We start from the raw sequence: 16,200 nt of genomic DNA, 5'->3' as shown, positions 1-16,200 counted from the left end.
TGCGGTTTCGTGAGTTATCCACAGGCTCAGGGAGTGGCTTGACTCAAATATCGAACATGGATTCTTATAGGTGTCCTCGGCGAGTTCCCCCACTCCGGACGCTCCGGACGGGGGCGGGTCCGGGCCGATTGTCAGTGGCAGCCGCTAGCGTCTCTGAACGTGAAGCGATCGACTCAAGCAAACCGGGTGGCACCCATGGCAGAAACCGACCGCGAGAAGGCGCTTGAAACCGCCCTCGCGCAGATTGAACGGCAGTTCGGCAAGGGCGCCGTGATGCGCATGGGCGAGCGGCCGAACGAGCCCATCGAAGTCATCCCGACCGGATCCACCGCCCTTGACGTGGCCCTCGGCGTCGGCGGCCTGCCGCGCGGCCGGGTCGTCGAGGTGTACGGCCCGGAGTCCTCCGGCAAGACGACTCTGACCCTCCACGCGGTGGCCAACGCCCAGAAGGCGGGCGGCACGGTGGCGTTCGTGGACGCCGAGCACGCCCTCGACCCCGAGTACGCCAAGAAGCTCGGCGTCGATACCGACGGCCTGATCCTCTCCCAGCCGGACAACGGCGAGCAGGCGCTGGAAATCGTGGACATGCTGATCAGGTCAGGCGCGCTCGATCTGATCGTCGTGGACTCGGTCGCCGCGCTCGTCCCGCGCGCGGAGATCGAGGGCGAGATGGGCGACTCGCACGTCGGCCTCCAGGCCCGGCTCATGAGCCAGGCCCTGCGCAAGATCACCGGTGCGCTCAGTCACTCCAAGACCACCGCGATCTTCATCAACCAGCTCCGCGAGAAGGTCGGCGTGATGTTCGGCTCGCCGGAGACCACGACCGGTGGCCGCGCCCTGAAGTTCTACGCCTCGGTGCGGCTCGACATCCGCCGCATCGAGACCCTCAAGGACAGCACCGAGGCCGTGGGCAACCGCACCCGCGTCAAGGTCGTCAAGAACAAGGTCGCGCCGCCCTTCAAGCAGGCCGAGTTCGACATCCTCTACGGCCAGGGCATCAGCCGCGAGGGCGGCCTGATCGACATGGGCGTCGATCACGGCTTCATCCGCAAGTCCGGCGCCTGGTACACGTACGAGGGCGATCAGCTCGGCCAGGGCAAGGAGAACGCCCGGAACTTCCTCCGGGACAATCCCGACCTCGCCAACGAGATCGAGAAGAAGATCAAGGAAAAGCTCGGCATCGGCGTGCGGCCGGAGGAGCCCGCGGCCGAGCCCGGCGCGGACGCCGCCGGTGCGGGCGCTGAGGGGGCCCCGGGCACTGCGGAAGCGGCCAAGACCGTGCCCGCCCCGGCCTCCAAGGCCAAGGCGGCCAAGTCCTCCGCAGCCAAGAGCTGATCCGTGACACGGCGCACCCACTGGCCGGAACACGAAGACAGCGGTGGCCCTGACTCGTCGAGGGCCGAGACAGGGCCACCGCGTACCTCGCGCTTCTCACGGCCACGGGGAGCCGAAGGGAAGGGGGAGGGTGCTCCACAGGAACCGCAGGACCCCGCGGAACGGGCGCGTGCGATCTGTCTGCGGCTGCTCACCGGGACCGCTCGCACCCGGCAGCAGTTGGCCGAGGCACTGAGCAAGCGGGAGGTGCCCGAGGACGTCGCGGAGGAGGTGCTGTCCCGCTTCGAGGAGGTGGGGCTGATCGATGACGCGGCCTTCGCGGACGCCTGGGTCGAATCGCGGCACCACAGCCGCGGGCTGGCCCGGCGGGCCCTCGCCCGCGAGCTGCGGACCAAGGGCGTGGACTCCGCCCTCGTCGAGGAGGCGATCGGGCAGCTCGACGCCGACCAGGAGGCGGAGACGGCCCGCGCCCTGGTGGACCGGAAGCTGCGCTCCACCCGGGGCCTCGACAGGGAGAAGCGGATCCGCCGCCTTGCGGGGATGCTCGCCCGCAAGGGGTACGGCGAAGGGCTCGCGCTGCGCGTGGTGCGACAGGCGTTGGAGGACGAGGGGGAGGACCCGGAGGAGCTGGAACAGCACCTCCCGGACCACTGACGACCACCGACGGGGGACGGGGGGACGGGGCGCTGGACAACTGACGGGGGTGGGGGGGGGGAGGGGTGGGGGGCGGCAAAACGGGGGTTTTGTGGGGCCCCCCCCCCGACGCGGCCCCCCCCGGCTGCCACACCCCCCCCCGGGGGCGGCCCCCCCCCCACCGGGGGGGTGGCCGGCCCCCCACCCCCTTACGCGCCCCGCCCGTGCTCCCTCACGCCCGCCCGGGTCCGGCCCCGCCCCTACCTGATGCCCCAGCCTTCCCGGCCTTCCCCAGGGGCCGTGTCTTCTCCCGCGTTTTCTCCCGCGACTTCTCCAGGGCGGCGGCCCGCGCCGTGGCGGCGGTGCGGCCGGTGACGGCGTCGACGCAGGCGCGCAGTTCGCCGGTGCGGATGCCGGGGAGGGCGGCGACGAGGTGGCCGTCGGCGCGGATGACCAGCACCGTGTGGGCGGCGGCGCCCGGATAGCTCTCCGTCACCAGCAGCTCGGCGCGCAGCGGCAGGGCATCGACGGAGGCGGCCAGTTCCGGCATCATGCCCGCCGACAGCCAGTGGCGGCTGTCCCACACCCCCGTGCCCGGCGCCACCAGGAGCACCAGCAGTTCGCCCCCCACGCCGCCGAGCCGCTCCCGCAGGCGCACCTGCTGCCCGTTGAGGGCGGTCACCGGCACGTCGCGCACCGGCGAGCCCGGAGCCGTACCCACGGGAACCGAGGCGACGGCGCCCCGTGGCAGGGTCAGCGGGGACCGCTCGTAGGCGGGGGGCGCGCCCAGCAGTCCGCTGCCCACATGGCCGTCCGTGAGGAGGCCGAGGTGGGAGCGGGCGCCACCGCCGGGCAGCAGGGCGCGCAGTCCGCCGCCTCCGCGCCGTACCACGGTCATGGCCTGGTCGACGGCGCGCAGCCGGGCGGCGACGGCGGTGCGCCGTTCCGCCTCGTAGCTGTCCAGCAGTGCCTCGGTCGCCTCGCCGAGCCCGCTGGTCGTCGCCCCTGTGGGGTGCTGGGGGTGGGGCGGGCGGTCGCCGTGGTGCCAGGCGTGGGCGATCTTCCAGGCGAGGTTGGTCGCGTCCCGCAGCCCCTCGTCGACCGACTGGACGCCCAGCGCCCCCATCAGATGGGCCGCGTCCCCGGCCAGGAACGCGCGGTCGACGCGCCAGCGCCGGGCCAGTCGCTGGTGGGTGGTGTAGACGCCGGTGTCGAGGAGTTCGTACGGGCCGACGGCCGAGGCGTCCGCGCTGTCGGTGCCGTACCACTGGGCGAGGGTCGTATGGACGCGGTGGAGCAGTTCGTCGGGCGTGACCAGGTCGCCCCGTGGCGGCAGCAGCCAGTCCAGCCGCCATACGCCCCCCGGCAGCGGCCGGGCCGTCACCTCGCCGGGCCGTCCGCCCAGGTCCCGGTGCAGCAGCGCCTCCCCGTCCCAGGGGAGGCGGGTGCGCAGCGCGGCGACAGCGTGCCGTTCGACGGCCGTACGCCCCGTGAACCGCACCCCGAGCAGCTTGCGCACCGTGGAGCGTGCGCCGTCGCAGCCGACCAGATAGCTGCCCCGCCACCATGTGCCGCCCGCACCACGGGTGTGCGCGGTGACGCCGTCGGCGTCCTGTTCGAGGATGTCCAGGTGGCTGCCCGTGACCACGCGGGCGAGCTTCTCCTCGTCGAGCGCGGCGCGCAGGGAACGCTCGACGGTGTGCTGCTCGACGTGTACGGGGGAGGTCTCCTCGTCGAGTTCGACGCGCCGCACGAGCTGGCGCCGCCGCTGGGCGCGCCAGGCGGACCAGCGGGCGCCGGGGACGGGTGGGAGGCAGGCGGCCGTGTCCGGCCGCAGGACGCAGGTGCGGGCCGCGCGCGGGACGACCTCGCCGTCCGTGGCGTCCAGGACGACGGAGGGGACGTGGTGGCGGGCGAGGGCGAGCGAGAGCGCGAGTCCGGTCGGCCCCGCGCCGACAACGATGACCTCGGACTCGCTCACGCGTCCGTCTCCGGGGCGGTCCGTGGGGTACGAGCCGTACGGGGGCGGAGAGTTGGAGCCGATGGAGCCCGGTGCGCGATCACAGAACGTATGCAACCTAGTGCCTGGTCATGCGTCAAGCTGCGAGGGCGGCGGTCCGGACCTGTCGTGATACGTCCGTGCCGCCGCCCCACCTCGGCCGTTCTCCGTCGCCGGGTCGGCTCGGCCCTTTCCTGGTCACCGCGCTGGCCGCGCTGGCCGCGCTGACCGGGCCGATCGGGCCGACCGGTCTCCGTGGTCCGGTCGGCCCTCCGGTGCGGTCAGCCGATCTTTCCTGCGGGCGGCTCGGGGGCCGCCGGGGCCTCCAGCGTGTCCGCGGTCTCGGTCGCCGCCACGGCGATGCCGGTCTTGGCGCGGCGCCCGCGACGCTCGATCCAGTTGGCGAACGCGGACAGCACGAGACACATGGCGATGTAGATCGCGCCGACGACGATGATCATCGGGACGTACGGGTTGTCGCCGTTGACGATCGTGTTGGAGGCCAGGAGCTGACCGGCCCGCAGCAGCTCCTCGTAGGTGATGACAAACCCGAGCGAGGTGTCCTTGAGGGTCACCACGAGCTGGCCGATGATCGTCGGCAGCATGGAGCGCACGGCCTGTGGGATGAGGACCGTGGTCATCACCTGGGTCTTGCGCATGCCCAGCGCGTACGCGGCCTCGCTCTGCCCCTTGGGCACCGCGTTGATCCCCGCGCGCAGGACCTCCGCCTGGACGGCGCCGTTGTAGAGGGTGAGTCCGAGGACCACGGCCCACATCGGCTCGCTGGTGAAGAAGCCCACCCACAGCACGTAGATGGTGATCAGCAGCGGGACGGCGCGGAACAGTTCGATGAACCCGGTCGCCAGCAGGCTGACGGGCTTGTGCTCCGACAGGCGCGCCACGACGAGCAGCACGGCGAGCACCAGGGAGAGCACTCCGGCGAGCGCGAATGCCTGGAGGGTGCTGACGATGCCGTTGGCGATGGAGGTGCGGATGCCGGAGTAATTGAAGATGTCCCACATCTCGCCCGCGAACTGGCCCTTGTCGGCCAGCCGGATGACGACGAAGACGAGCAGCGCGGCGATGGCCACGGTGCCGAGGACGGCGTAGACGCGGTTGCGGGCGCGGGCCTTGGGCCCAGGGGCGTCGTAGAGGACGGACGAACTCATCGGGCGACCTCCATCCGCCGCTCCAGCAGCCGGAAGAGGCCGCTGATGAGGAAGACGAGAACCAGGTAGGCGAGGGCCACCCACAGGAAGATGACCATGACGTTGAAGCCCTTGTCGCTCAGCACCTTCTGGACGCTGAAGAGTTCGGGGTTGTTGAAGGCGCCGGCGATCGCGGAGTTCTTCGTCAGCGCGATCATGATGCTGCTCAGCGGCGGGAGCACCGTGCGGGTCGCCTGCGGCAGGATGATCATGCGCAGTGTCTGCGTGAAGGTCATCCCGATGCTGCGTGCCGCCTCGGCCTGGCCGAGCGGGACGGTGTTGATGCCGGAGCGGACGGCCTCGCACACGAAGGCGGACGTGTAGAAGCCGAGGGCGAGGACGCCCAGCACGTACGAGCTGACGCCGGGGAAGAGGATCTGCGGCAGCACGAAGAACGCCACGAGGAAGAGCAGCGTCAGCGGGGTGTTGCGCAGCAGGGTCACCCAGGCGGTGCCGAACGCGCGCAGCGGCGGTACGGGCGAGACCCGGAAGCCCGCTATCAGTACGCCCAGCACGAGCGCGAGCAACCCGCTGGCAGCGGTCAGCGAGACCGTTCCGATGAATCCGTCGCGGAACAGGTCCAAGTGGTCGAGGAGCACATTCATTCAAGTACCTCGCGATGGACGCGGGTGAGCCGGGAGCGGCTGGGAGTACGGGAAGGGGAGGGAGGGGCGCCGGAACGACGCGTCCCGTACGCCCGCCCGGGAGGCGGGCGTACGGGACGGTGTGGCGGGTGCGACGGGTAACAGGTGACGGATAACGAAATCTGTTATCTGTTACCTGATAGCTGTCAGCCGTTATCCGTCAGCTGTTACTTGTGAGCCGTCAGGCGTCAGCCGTCAGTCGCGCTCAAGGGCCGGGGGCTCTTCGAACTTGGAGCCCGAGCGGCCCAGCGTCGCGTCGTACGCCTTCTTGTAGCTGCCGTCCTTCTGGTGGGCCTCGACGGCGTCGGTGACGGCGTTCTGGAGCGCCTTGTCGTCCTTCTTGAGGCCGATGCCGTAGGGCTCCTCGCTGAAGGTCTCGCCGACGACCTTCAGCTTGCTGGGGCGCTCGGCCGCGTAGCCCTTGAGGATCGCGTCGTCGGTGGTCATGGCGTCGACCTGGCCGTCGAGGAGCTGCTTGACGCAGTCGGTGTACTTGCCGAACTCGACCGGGGTGGCGCCGTACTTGGACTTGTTGTCCTTGATGTTCTGGAGCGGCGTCGAGCCGGTGATCGAGCAGACCTTCTTGCCCTTGATGCTGTCCGGGCCCTTGATCTCCTTCTCGTCCTTGCGGACGAGCAGGTCCTGTCCGGCCATGTAGTACGGGCCCGCGAAGCCGACCTGCTTCTTGCGCTCGTCGTTGATGGTGTAGGTGCCCACCATCAGGTCGACCTGGCCCTTGGAGATGGCGGTCTCACGGATCGAGGAGTCGATGGTCTTGAACTCGACGTCCTTCTCCGGGTCGAAGCCCAGGTCGGCGGCGACCATCTTGGCGACCTCGATGTCGAAGCCCTCGTACTTCTTGGTCGACTGGTCCTGGAAGCCCAGGTACGGCTGGTCGGCCTTGGCGCCGATGATCAGCTTGCCGCGCTTCTTGGCCTTCTCCCACACCGGGGAGTCGACCTTCGCGTCCTTGGCGACCTCGTACTTCGGCAGCGCCTTGGCGTCGGTGTCGCCGCCCGGCTTGTCACCGGCGGACCCCTCCTTGCCGCCGCAGGCGGTGGCGGACAGGGCGACAGTGAGAACCACGGCCGCCGTGGCGGCGGTTTTGCGGAACTTCATGGTGAACATCCCTTGCTTGATGAGTCTTCAGGGGGCCGTCGGCCACCGTCGCCGACGCGGCGGGGTGCGAGGTGCGGGGCGCGGAGCGGGGGTGCGACCGCGCGTCAGTGGTGGAGGATCTTCGCGAGGAAGTCCTTCGCCCGGTCGCTCCGGGGGTTGTTGAAGAACTGCTCCGGGGTCGCCTCCTCGACGATGCGCCCGTCCGCCATGAAGACGACGCGGTTCGCGGCCGAGCGGGCGAAGCCCATCTCGTGGGTGACGACGACCATCGTCATGCCCTCCTCCGCGAGCTGCTTCATGACCTCCAGGACCTCGTTGATCATCTCGGGGTCCAGCGCGGAGGTCGGCTCGTCGAAGAGCATCACCTTCGGGTCCATGGCCAGCGCGCGGGCGATGGCCACCCGCTGCTGCTGGCCTCCGGAGAGCTGTGCGGGGTACTTGTCGGCCTGGTTGCCGACGCCCACCCGGTCGAGCAGGGTGCGCGCCTTCTCCTCCGCGGCCTTCTTGTCCGTGCGCCGGACCTTGACCTGGCCGAGCATCACGTTCTCCAGCACGGTCTTGTGCGCGAAGAGGTTGAATGCCTGGAAGACCATGCCGACGTCGGAACGCAGCTTCGCCAGCTCCCTGCCCTCCTGGGGCAGCGGCTTGCCGTCGATGGCGATGCTTCCGGAGTCGACGGTCTCCAGGCGGTTGATGGTGCGGCACAGCGTGGACTTCCCGGACCCCGAGGGTCCGATGACGACGACGACCTCGCCCCGCGCGATGGTCAGGTCGATGTCCTGGAGCACATGCAGCGCACCGAAGTGCTTGTTGACGTTGTCCAGTACGACCAGCTTGTCCGCCGTCGGCACGGCGTCCTTGGTCACCGATACTTCGCTCATCGGCGTGTAGCTCCGTCCTCGTCGGTTGCGAGGACACTAATGAGATGCTGCCACCAGCGTCATTACATCTGAGCGGAAATTGAGCATAACGATCCGGCCGCAACCGGGCACACTGGGTGAAGAGGACGTGGAAGGTCTCCCCGGTGTCGTACCGGCTACATAACGGAAACCTCCGCGTGACCGGCAGCCCCTTGACTCACCTGCGCGCATAGGCGTGGATGCAGTGCGTCGTGCACCGCGCGCGCCACGCGTCGGACGCCATTCGCCGACGCCGTTCGCCATGAGGGAGGGCCGGTATGAGACTGCTGCTCGTCGAGGACGACGATCACGTTGCCGCCGCGCTCTCCGCCGTGCTCGCCCGGCACGGCATCACCGTCGTCCACGCCCGCAGCGGCGCGGAGGCGCTCAAGGAGCTGCTGCCCGGCGAGGAGGCGTCGCCCTTCGCCGTCGTCCTCCTGGACCTGGGGCTGCCCGACCAGGACGGCTTCGAGGTGTGCGGGCGCATCCGCCGCGTCAGCACCACCCCCGTGATCATGGTGACGGCCCGCGCCGACGTACGGTCCCGCATCCACGGGCTCAACCTCGGCGCCGACGACTACGTGGTCAAGCCGTACGACACCGGCGAACTCCTCGCCCGTATCCACGCCGTCAGCCGCCGCACGCCCCCCGAGGAGGGCGCGGAGGGCGGCAAGGGCGGCGAGGCCCCATCCGGCGGCGAGGGGACCCTGCGGCTGGGCGCGGTCACCATCGAACTGCCCACGCGGCAGGTGCACGTCGACGGTGACGCCGTCGCGCTCACCCGCAAGGAGTTCGACCTGCTGGCGCTGCTCGCGCAGCGTCCTGGTGTCGTCTTCCGGCGGGAGCAGATCATCAGCGAGGTGTGGCGTACGAGCTGGGAGGGCACGGGCCGCACCCTTGAGGTGCATGTGGCGTCGCTCCGGTCCAAGCTGCGGCTGCCCGCGCTCATCGAGACGGTGCGCGGGGTCGGCTACCGCCTCGTCTCCCCGGCCGCGTAGCGCCAGGGAACACCGGACCACACGTGCGCACCCGCCTCCTCCCGCTCCTGATCATCCTGCTCGCCGGGGTGCTCCTCGCGCTCGGCTTCCCGCTCGCCGCGAGCCAGGCGGCGGCCGAGCAGCAGCGCGTGGTCGTCGACCGGATCGACGACACGGCCCGCTTCGCCGCGCTGGCGCAGTTCGTGACGGAGCCCAGCGACGCGAGCGAGCGGCGCGCGACCCTGCGGGACGAACTCGACCGCTACCAGGAGCTGTACGGAATCCGCGCCGGTGTCTTCTACCGCGACGGCCGTGCCATGGCGTCCGCGCCCGGGGGCTGGCGCGTACCGGACGAGGGGGAGGGCGCGAGGGCGTTCGCCGAGGCGCTGGCCGGGCGGCGCAGCCACGACCCGGGCCAGGTGTGGCCGTGGCAGCGGGGGCGTATCGCCGTCGCCTCGCCGGTCATCAGGGACGGCGACGTCGCGGCCGTCGTCTTCACGGACTCGCCGACGGGGCAGATGCGGTCGCGCATCGTGCGGAGCTGGCTGCCCATCGCGGCGGGGGAGGCGGCGGCGATGCTGCTGGCCGTCGGCGCCGCGCTGCGGCTGACGGGCTGGGTGCTGCGCCCTGTGCGGACGCTGGACCGGGCGGCGCACGAGATCGCCACGGGCGAGATGAAGTCGCGGGTCGTGGCCTCCGGGGGGCCGCCGGAGCTGCGGCGGCTGGCACGTTCCTTCAACGAGATGGCCGACAACGTCGAAGACGTGCTGGAGCAGCAGCGGGCCTTCGTCGCCGACGCCTCGCACCAGTTGCGCAACCCGCTGTCCGCGCTGCTGCTGCGCATCGAACTGCTCGGCCTGGAGCTGCCGGAGGGCAACGAGGAGTTCGCGTCCGTACAGGCCGAGGGCAAGCGTCTCGCCCGGGTGCTGGACGACCTGCTGGACCTGGCACTGGCCGAGCACGCGGCGGCCGACCTGCGGCTGACGGACGTGGCCGAGGTGGCGGCCGAGCGCGTCGAGGCGTGGCGGCCCGTCGCCGAGCGCAAGGGGGTCACGCTGGCCTCGGCCGGGCAGTCGGCGGTGACGGGCTGGGCCGACCCGGTGGCGCTGTCCAGCGCGCTGGACGCGGTGGTGGACAACGCCGTGAAGTTCACGCCCGAGGGGGAGGGCGTGACGGTGACGGTGGCACCGGAGGGGGAGCGGGTCACGGTCACCGTGGCGGACGGCGGGCCGGGGCTGAGCGACAGCGAGCTGGAGCGCGTGGGGGACCGGTTCTGGCGCAGCGGGCGGCACCAGAACGTCTCCGGTTCGGGGCTCGGCCTCTCCATCACGCGCGCGCTGCTGTCCGCGGGCGGCGCCGGTATCGCCTTCGCGCGCGGCGAGCCGCACGGGCTGCGCGTCGTGATCACGGTGCCGCGCAACGAGCCGGGCGGCGCGGCGGACTGAGCCCAGGAGCGTCGGCCCCCGTCCGCACCCCGCACCCGTCCGCACCCCGCACCCGTCCGCACCCCGCACCCGTCCGCACCCGCCCGCACCCGCCCCGCTCATCCTCGAACAGATATGGCGGGATGTCTCCTATGCGGGGCATCACCGTGATGGCATGGTCATGCCCCACTGAGGCATGTGTCGCGCGACGTGACCCTCGCTACGGGACCCACGCGACGTGACCCATTCGCCCAAGGGGGGCCCGATGTTGTCGTCGACGTGTGCACGCGGACTGTCCCGGCTCAGATCCCGGGGACTGCTGCTGATCGCCGTGCTGGCGGTCCTCGCGGCCTTCGCACCACTGGTCACCGCGGGTGACGGCCCTGCCGTCGCCCGCGGTCGCGCGTCGCCCCCCTCGCCCGGCGGCACAGCGCCCCCGCCCGCACCGCACCACCAGAAGGCCCCGGCCTCCGCGATGGAGCCCGCCGCGCCCGAACTGCCGCGCACGGGCTGGACGGCCACGGCCAGCGACGAGGAGACGGCGAGCGAGAACGGCCGCGCCGCCAACGTCCTCGACGGGGACCCCGCCACCCTGTGGCACAGCAAGTGGTCGGGTACGGCGGCGCCGTTGCCGCACAGCATCACGCTCGACATGCACCGCACCGAGGTCGTCTCGGCGCTCCTCTACCGCCCGCGCACCGGCAGCGCGAACGGGCGGATCGGCGAGTACGCCATCCACCTCAGCACCGACGGCCAGAGCTGGGGCCAGGCCGTGGCCACCGGCACCCTCGCCGACGACGCCACCGTGAAGACGCTGAGCTTCGCGGCACGCGGCGCCCGCTACATACGGCTGACGGCGCAGACCGAGGCCGGAGGGCGAGGCCCGTGGAGTTCGGCGGCCGAGCTGAACCTGCTGGGCGACCCGGGGCTGCCCGCCTCGGTCGTGGACCTGCCCCGGACGGGCTGGACGGCCACGGCGAGCGACGAGGAGACGGCGAGCGCGGACAACCGCGCCGCGAACGTCCTCGACGGCGAATCCGACACGCTGTGGCACAGCAAGTGGTCGGGTACGGCGGCGCCGTTGCCGCACAGCATCACGCTCGACATGCACAGCACCCGGACCGTCTCCGCGCTCTCCTACGAGCCCCGCAGATCGGGCGCGAACGGCCGGATCGGCGCGTACACCGTGGCCACCAGCACCGACGGGCAGACCTTCGGCGCGCCCGTGGCGAGCGGGACGTGGAAGGACGACGACACGGTCAAGAGCACCACGTTCACCGCCCCCGTCAGCGCCCGCTACGTGCGGCTGACGGCCACCACCGAGGCGGGCGGGCGAGGCCCGTGGAGTTCGGCGGCCGAGATCCGGCTCAGCGGCCCGGCGAACCCGGCGACGGCGGGCTCCTGGGGCAGGGTCACCGGCTTCCCGCTGGTCCCCGTGGCCACGGCCGTGCTGCCGAACAACAAGCTGCTCGCCTGGTCGGCGTACGGCGTGGACAGGTTCGGCGGCAGCAACGGCTACACCCAGACCTCCCTCATGGACCTGACCACGGGCCAGGTGACCCAGCGCAGGGTCGACAACACCGGGCACGACATGTTCTGCCCCGGCATCGCCGTGCTCGACGACGGACGCGTCCTGGTCACAGGGGGCAGCAACGCCGAACGCGCCAGCCTCTACGACCCGCGCACCGACGCCTGGACCTCCACCGCCGACATGAACATCCCGCGCGGCTACCAGGCCATGACCCTGCTCTCCGACGGGGACGCGTTCGTGCTCGGCGGCTCCTGGAGCGGCGGCGCGGGCAACAAGGGCGGCGAGGTGTGGGACAAGGACACCGGCACCTGGCGCACCCTGCCGGGTGTGCCCGTCACCTCCACGATGACCGGTGACCCGGCAGGCCCCTACCGCGCGGACAACCACCAGTGGCTGCACGCCACCTCGGGCGGCAGGGTGCTCCAGCTCGGGCCGAGCAAGCAGATGAACTGGATCGGCACCCAGGGCGGCGGCTCGGTCACCTCGGCGGGCAACCGGGCCGACAGCCAGGACGCGATGAACGGCAACGCGGTCGCGTACGACGTCGGCAAGCTGCTCACCCTGGGCGGTGCCACCGCGTACGAGAACGTCAACGCCACCCGGCGCGCGTACACGGTGGACGCGGGCGGCGGCCGGCCCGTCAGCGCCCGCACCGGGGACATGTCCTATGCGCGGGCCTTCTCCAACAGCGTCGTGCTGCCCGACGGCAAGGTGGCCGTCTTCGGCGGGCAGTCCCACCCCGTGCCCTTCAGCGACGCGACCTCCGCCATGACCCCCGAGATCTGGGACCCGGCCACGGGCCAGTTCTCCCGCATGGCGAGCATGGCGGTGCCCCGCAACTACCACAGCGTCGCCAACCTGCTGCCCGACGGACGGATCTTCACGGGCGGCGGCGGCCTCTGCGGCGACTGCGCGACGAACCACATGGACGGCGCCGTCTTCACGCCGCCCTATCTGCTGAACGCCGACGGTACGGAGAAGTCCCGCCCCGTGATCACCAGTACCCCGCCGTCCAGGGTGGGCCACGGAGCCTCGGTACCGCTGACGACAAACCGGGAGGTCACCGCCTTCTCGCTGGTCAGGACGGGCGCGGCGACGCACTCCACGGACAACGACCAGCGACGCGTCCCGCTCGACTTCACCCGCACGGGCACCGGCGCCTACACGCTGGACATCCCCGACGACCCGGGCGTGGCACTGCCGGGCACGTACCTGCTGTTCGCGCTCGACTCCCAGGGGGTGCCGAGCGTCGCCAAGACGGTCACCGTCAACTGACGGGCAGTCCGTAGGGCCGGGCGGCCGGGCGGCCCCCCGCGCCCGGCCGTACCCGGCCCCCTAGCGGGGCGACAGCCGCAGCGTCCGGATCTCGAACGGGCGCAAGGCGACCTCGATGCCGCCGTCCGGCGTCGGCTCGTACGCGGGCGCGGTGGACAGCGGACGCTCCAGCAGGTCCGTCCCGGTGGCCGAGGCCAGCGCGAACCCCGGGGTGAGCACCGCGCGGGCCCGGCCGCCGTGCGACTCGTAGAGGCGCACCACCACGTCGCCGCTGCGGTCCTCGGCGAGCTTGACGGCCTCGATCACCACCTGGTCGTCGTCGACGCTCACCAGGGGCGCCACCGGCGCACCGTCGCCCGTGACGGTGCGCTCGGGCAGGTTGATCCAGTGGCCCTCGCGCACCGCGTCGCCCACGGACGCTCCCGGCGCGAGCGCGTAGCGCAGCCGGTGGACGCCCTGGTCGGTCTCCGGGTCCGGGTAGCGCGGGGCGCGCAGCAGGGAGAGCCGCACCGTGGTGGTCTGGCCGCCGTCCTCGCGCATGTCGCGGGTGACGTCGTGCCCGTACGTCGAGTCGTTGACGAGCGCGGCGCCCCAGCCCGGCTCCTCGACGTGGAGCCAGCGGTGCGCGCAGATCTCGAACTTCGCCGTCTCCCAGGTGGTGTTCGTGTGCGTGGCGCGGAAGACGTGCCCGAACTGGGTCTCGGCCGCCGACCTGTCCGCCTTCACGTCGAGCGGGAACGCGGCCTTGAGCAGCTTCTCGCTCTCGTGCCAGTCCACCTCCGTGTCGATGTCCAGCACGCGGGAACCGGCACGCAGGGTGAGCAACTGCGTGACGGAGGAGTCGCCGAAGGAGCGGCCGACCCGGACCGTCGCGCGCCGCCCGCCGCTCTCCGTGAGGGTCAGTTCGTCGGTGTCCACCAGGTCGGTCACGTTGTTCCGGTAGAAGGCGTCCACGTCCCAGGCGTCCCAGTGGTTGGGCAGGTCCGGGTGCAGTTGGAGGAGGTTGGCGGCCGAGCCGGGGGCCACGGTCTCGCGGCGGGCGCGCAGGTCGCGGGCCGAGACGACCAGCCCTCGCCCGTCGATCTCGATCCGCAGCAGCCCGTTGGCCAGCACCCAGCCGCCCCCGGGCCGCTCCTCCGCCGCGACGGGCGCTCCCCTTTCCGGTACCGCGCCCTCCTGGGCATCCGCCGTACCCTCCCGCGTGACGGGCAGCGCGCCGCCCGCCGGGACGCCGCCCCGCGCGGGCGGGGCGGCGTTGAAGACGACCGGCTCGGCCCCCTCACCGGCGAGCGCCGTCTGCGCCTCCCCGATGATCCGCTCCAGCTCGGACCGCACCCGCGCGTACGTCTCACGGGCCTCGCGGTGCACCCAGGCGATCGAGGAGCCCGGCAGGATGTCGTGGAACTGGTGCAGCAGCACCGTCTTCCACAGGCGCTCCAGTGCCTCGTACGGATACGCGTGCCCGGGGACGCGCAGCGCCGCCGTCGCCGCCCACAGCTCGGCCTCGCGCAACAGGGACTCGCTGTGCCTGTTGCCCTGCTTGGTCTTGGCCTGCGAGGTGTACGTGCCCCTGTGCAGCTCCAGATACAGCTCGCCCACCCACACGGGCGCCTCGTCCGCGTACTCCTCGTGGGCCTTCTCGAAGAAGGCGGCCGGTTTCTCCACCGTGACCCGGGGCGAGCCCTCCAGGTCCCGCAGGCGCGCGGCGCGCGCCAGCATCTCGCGGGTGGAACCGCCGCCTCCGTCGCCCCACCCGAAGGGCGCGAGGGAGCGTGAGGCGCGGCCCTTCTCCTGGTAGTTGCGCGCCGCGTGCGCCATCTCGCGCCCGCCGAGGTCGGAGTTGTAGGTGTCGACGGGCGGGAAGTGCGTGAAGACGCGCGTGCCGTCGATGCCCTCCCACCAGAAGGTGTGGTGCGGGAACTTGTTGGTCTGGCTCCAGGAGATCTTCTGTGTCAGGAACCACTTCGCGCCCGCCAGCTTCACGATCTGCGGCATGGCCGCCGTGTAGCCGAAGGTGTCGGGCAGCCACACCTCGCGGGTGTCGATGCCGAACTCGTCCAGGAAGAACTTCTTCCCGTAGAGGAACTGGCGGGCCATGGCCTCCCCGCCGACCATGTTGGTGTCCGACTCGACCCACATGCCGCCCACCGGCACGAACTGTCCCTCGGCCACCTTCTTCTTGACCTTCGCGTAGACCTCGGGGCGGTGCTCCTTGATCCAGGCGAGCTGCTGCGCCTGCGACATGGCGAAGACGAACTCCGGGTGGTCGTCCATGAGGGCGACCATGTTCGACGCCGTACGCGCCACCTTGCGGACCGTCTCGCGCAGCGGCCACAGCCAGGCCGAGTCGATGTGCGCGTGCCCCACGGCGCTGATCCGGTGGGCCGACGCGCGGGCCGGGGCCGCCAGCACCCCTGAGAGCGCCTCTCGCGCACGCGCGGCAGAGCCTGGTACGTCGGCCAGGTCCACCGCGTCCAGCGCCCGTTCCAGCGCGCGCAGCAGCTCCCAGCGCCGCGCGTCCTCCAGCGGCAGCTCCCGCATCAGCGACCCGGCGACCTCCAGGTCCTGCACCAGCTCCCACACCCCGGTCTCGAACACGGCGAGATCCATGCGCCGCAGCCGGTAGAGGGGTTCGCTGCCCGCCGTCAGCCGGTCGCCCTCGTACGTCGGCGTCTGGGGGGTGTTGACGATGGGGTTGGAGGCGGCCTCGACGAACAGCTCCACCGCCTCGCCGCCCCGGGCGCGCTCGGCGACCCGCACCCAGTCGTTGCGCGGATGCAGGCCCTTCACGGCCTCGCCGTCGGCCCGGTAGACGAGCCCCTCGCACTGGAAGCCGGGCATGTTCCGGTCGAACCCGAGGTCCAGCACGGCCTCGACGGTCCGGCCCGCCCACTCGCGCGGCACCTGCCCCGTCACCCGGAACCAGGTCGTCCCCCAGGCGGGCCCCCACGTCTGGCCCACCTCGGCGGGCCCGTAGGGCGCTGCCAGCCCCTCCTGGACGTCCACCGGTTCGCCGGGGGCCTCCCAGCGCTCGACGGTCAGCGGCACGGGCGCGCCGTGCACGGCGGGCCTGATCCGCTCGTCCAGTACGCGGCGCAGGCGGTCCTCGACGATGCTGCGGTCATCGTGCATACGGGCGGCTCCGATGGTGGTCGT

Annotated in this window: 11 protein-coding genes; 5 read left to right on the top strand and 6 right to left on the bottom strand. The window is 71.7% G+C overall.

Features of this window, described 5'->3' with window-relative positions; translation table 11 throughout:
* Positions 1–195 precede the first annotated feature (195 nt).
* Together recA and recX are read left to right on the top strand one after the other, a co-directional pair.
* On the top strand, positions 196–1,335 hold the full coding sequence (gene recA / locus ACWGJ2_RS16210) for a recombinase RecA (RefSeq protein ID WP_453346735.1): 1,140 nt from the start codon (positions 196–198) through the stop codon (positions 1,333–1,335).
* A 3-nt stretch (positions 1,336–1,338) separates the two neighbouring features.
* Positions 1,339–1,989, top strand: a complete 651-nt coding sequence (gene recX / locus ACWGJ2_RS16205) for a recombination regulator RecX (protein ID WP_453346734.1) — start codon at positions 1,339–1,341, stop codon at positions 1,987–1,989.
* Between the two features lie 211 nt (positions 1,990–2,200).
* Here recX and ACWGJ2_RS16200 read toward each other — a convergent pair whose 3' ends face one another.
* The 5 genes from ACWGJ2_RS16200 to ACWGJ2_RS16180 form a co-directional block, all read right to left on the bottom strand.
* Complete coding sequence (locus ACWGJ2_RS16200; RefSeq protein WP_453346733.1) at positions 2,201–3,949, bottom strand: FAD-dependent monooxygenase; 1,749 nt, start codon at positions 3,947–3,949, stop codon at positions 2,201–2,203.
* A gap of 299 nt (positions 3,950–4,248) precedes the next feature.
* Positions 4,249–5,136: an amino acid ABC transporter permease gene (locus ACWGJ2_RS16195; protein WP_453346732.1), complete on the bottom strand. Its 888-nt coding sequence runs from the start codon at positions 5,134–5,136 to the stop codon at positions 4,249–4,251.
* Positions 5,133–5,780 carry an amino acid ABC transporter permease gene (locus ACWGJ2_RS16190; RefSeq protein WP_453346731.1) on the bottom strand — a complete coding sequence of 216 codons (648 nt, stop codon included), beginning with the start codon at positions 5,778–5,780 and terminating at the stop codon, positions 5,133–5,135. The genes ACWGJ2_RS16195 and ACWGJ2_RS16190 overlap by 4 nt, the downstream gene beginning before the upstream one ends.
* 234 nt (positions 5,781–6,014) lie before the next feature.
* Positions 6,015–6,938, bottom strand: coding sequence for a glutamate ABC transporter substrate-binding protein (locus ACWGJ2_RS16185; protein WP_453346730.1), 924 nt, complete (start codon positions 6,936–6,938; stop codon positions 6,015–6,017).
* 104 nt (positions 6,939–7,042) lie between these two features.
* Complete coding sequence (locus tag ACWGJ2_RS16180) at positions 7,043–7,819, bottom strand: amino acid ABC transporter ATP-binding protein (protein ID WP_453346729.1); 777 nt, start codon at positions 7,817–7,819, stop codon at positions 7,043–7,045.
* A 296-nt stretch (positions 7,820–8,115) separates the two neighbouring features.
* Between ACWGJ2_RS16180 and ACWGJ2_RS16175 the strand changes: the two genes are divergently transcribed.
* The 3 genes from ACWGJ2_RS16175 (at position 8,116) to ACWGJ2_RS16165 (ending at position 13,044) form a co-directional block, all read left to right on the top strand.
* Positions 8,116–8,835 (top strand): response regulator transcription factor, encoded by a 720-nt coding sequence (locus tag ACWGJ2_RS16175; RefSeq protein ID WP_453346728.1) that lies wholly within the window; start codon positions 8,116–8,118, stop codon positions 8,833–8,835.
* Between the two features lie 23 nt (positions 8,836–8,858).
* Positions 8,859–10,259: a sensor histidine kinase gene (locus ACWGJ2_RS16170; RefSeq protein ID WP_453346727.1), complete on the top strand. Its 1,401-nt coding sequence runs from the start codon at positions 8,859–8,861 to the stop codon at positions 10,257–10,259.
* Positions 10,260–10,503: 244 nt separating this feature from the next.
* Complete coding sequence (locus ACWGJ2_RS16165; protein WP_453346726.1) at positions 10,504–13,044, top strand: discoidin domain-containing protein; 2,541 nt, start codon at positions 10,504–10,506, stop codon at positions 13,042–13,044.
* 60 nt (positions 13,045–13,104) lie between these two features.
* Here the strand turns inward: ACWGJ2_RS16165 and ACWGJ2_RS16160 are convergent, their stop codons facing one another.
* Positions 13,105–16,176, bottom strand: coding sequence for an alpha-mannosidase (locus tag ACWGJ2_RS16160; RefSeq protein WP_453346725.1), 3,072 nt, complete (start codon positions 16,174–16,176; stop codon positions 13,105–13,107).
* Positions 16,177–16,200 lie beyond the last annotated feature (24 nt).

Source organism: Streptomyces sp. NPDC054796, from assembly GCF_053611545.1.
The sequence above is the reverse complement of the archived record's forward strand: the minus strand, read 5'-3'. Positions and strand labels throughout refer to the sequence as shown.

What these genes read in the sequence shown, in the direction of transcription:
- ACWGJ2_RS16190 (WP_453346731.1), bottom strand. Translation starts at nt 5,780, where the DNA reads ATGAATGTGCTCCTCGACCACTTGGACCTGTTCCGCGACGGATTCATC.
- ACWGJ2_RS16160 (WP_453346725.1), bottom strand. Translation starts at nt 16,176, where the DNA reads ATGCACGATGACCGCAGCATCGTCGAGGACCGCCTGCGCCGCGTACTG.
- ACWGJ2_RS16195 (WP_453346732.1), bottom strand. Translation starts at nt 5,136, where the DNA reads ATGAGTTCGTCCGTCCTCTACGACGCCCCTGGGCCCAAGGCCCGCGCC.
- ACWGJ2_RS16185 (WP_453346730.1), bottom strand. Translation starts at nt 6,938, where the DNA reads ATGAAGTTCCGCAAAACCGCCGCCACGGCGGCCGTGGTTCTCACTGTC.
- ACWGJ2_RS16175 (WP_453346728.1), top strand. Translation starts at nt 8,116, where the DNA reads ATGAGACTGCTGCTCGTCGAGGACGACGATCACGTTGCCGCCGCGCTC.
- ACWGJ2_RS16165 (WP_453346726.1), top strand. Translation starts at nt 10,504, where the DNA reads ATGTTGTCGTCGACGTGTGCACGCGGACTGTCCCGGCTCAGATCCCGG.
- ACWGJ2_RS16180 (WP_453346729.1), bottom strand. Translation starts at nt 7,819, where the DNA reads ATGAGCGAAGTATCGGTGACCAAGGACGCCGTGCCGACGGCGGACAAG.
- recA (WP_453346735.1), top strand. Translation starts at nt 196, where the DNA reads ATGGCAGAAACCGACCGCGAGAAGGCGCTTGAAACCGCCCTCGCGCAG.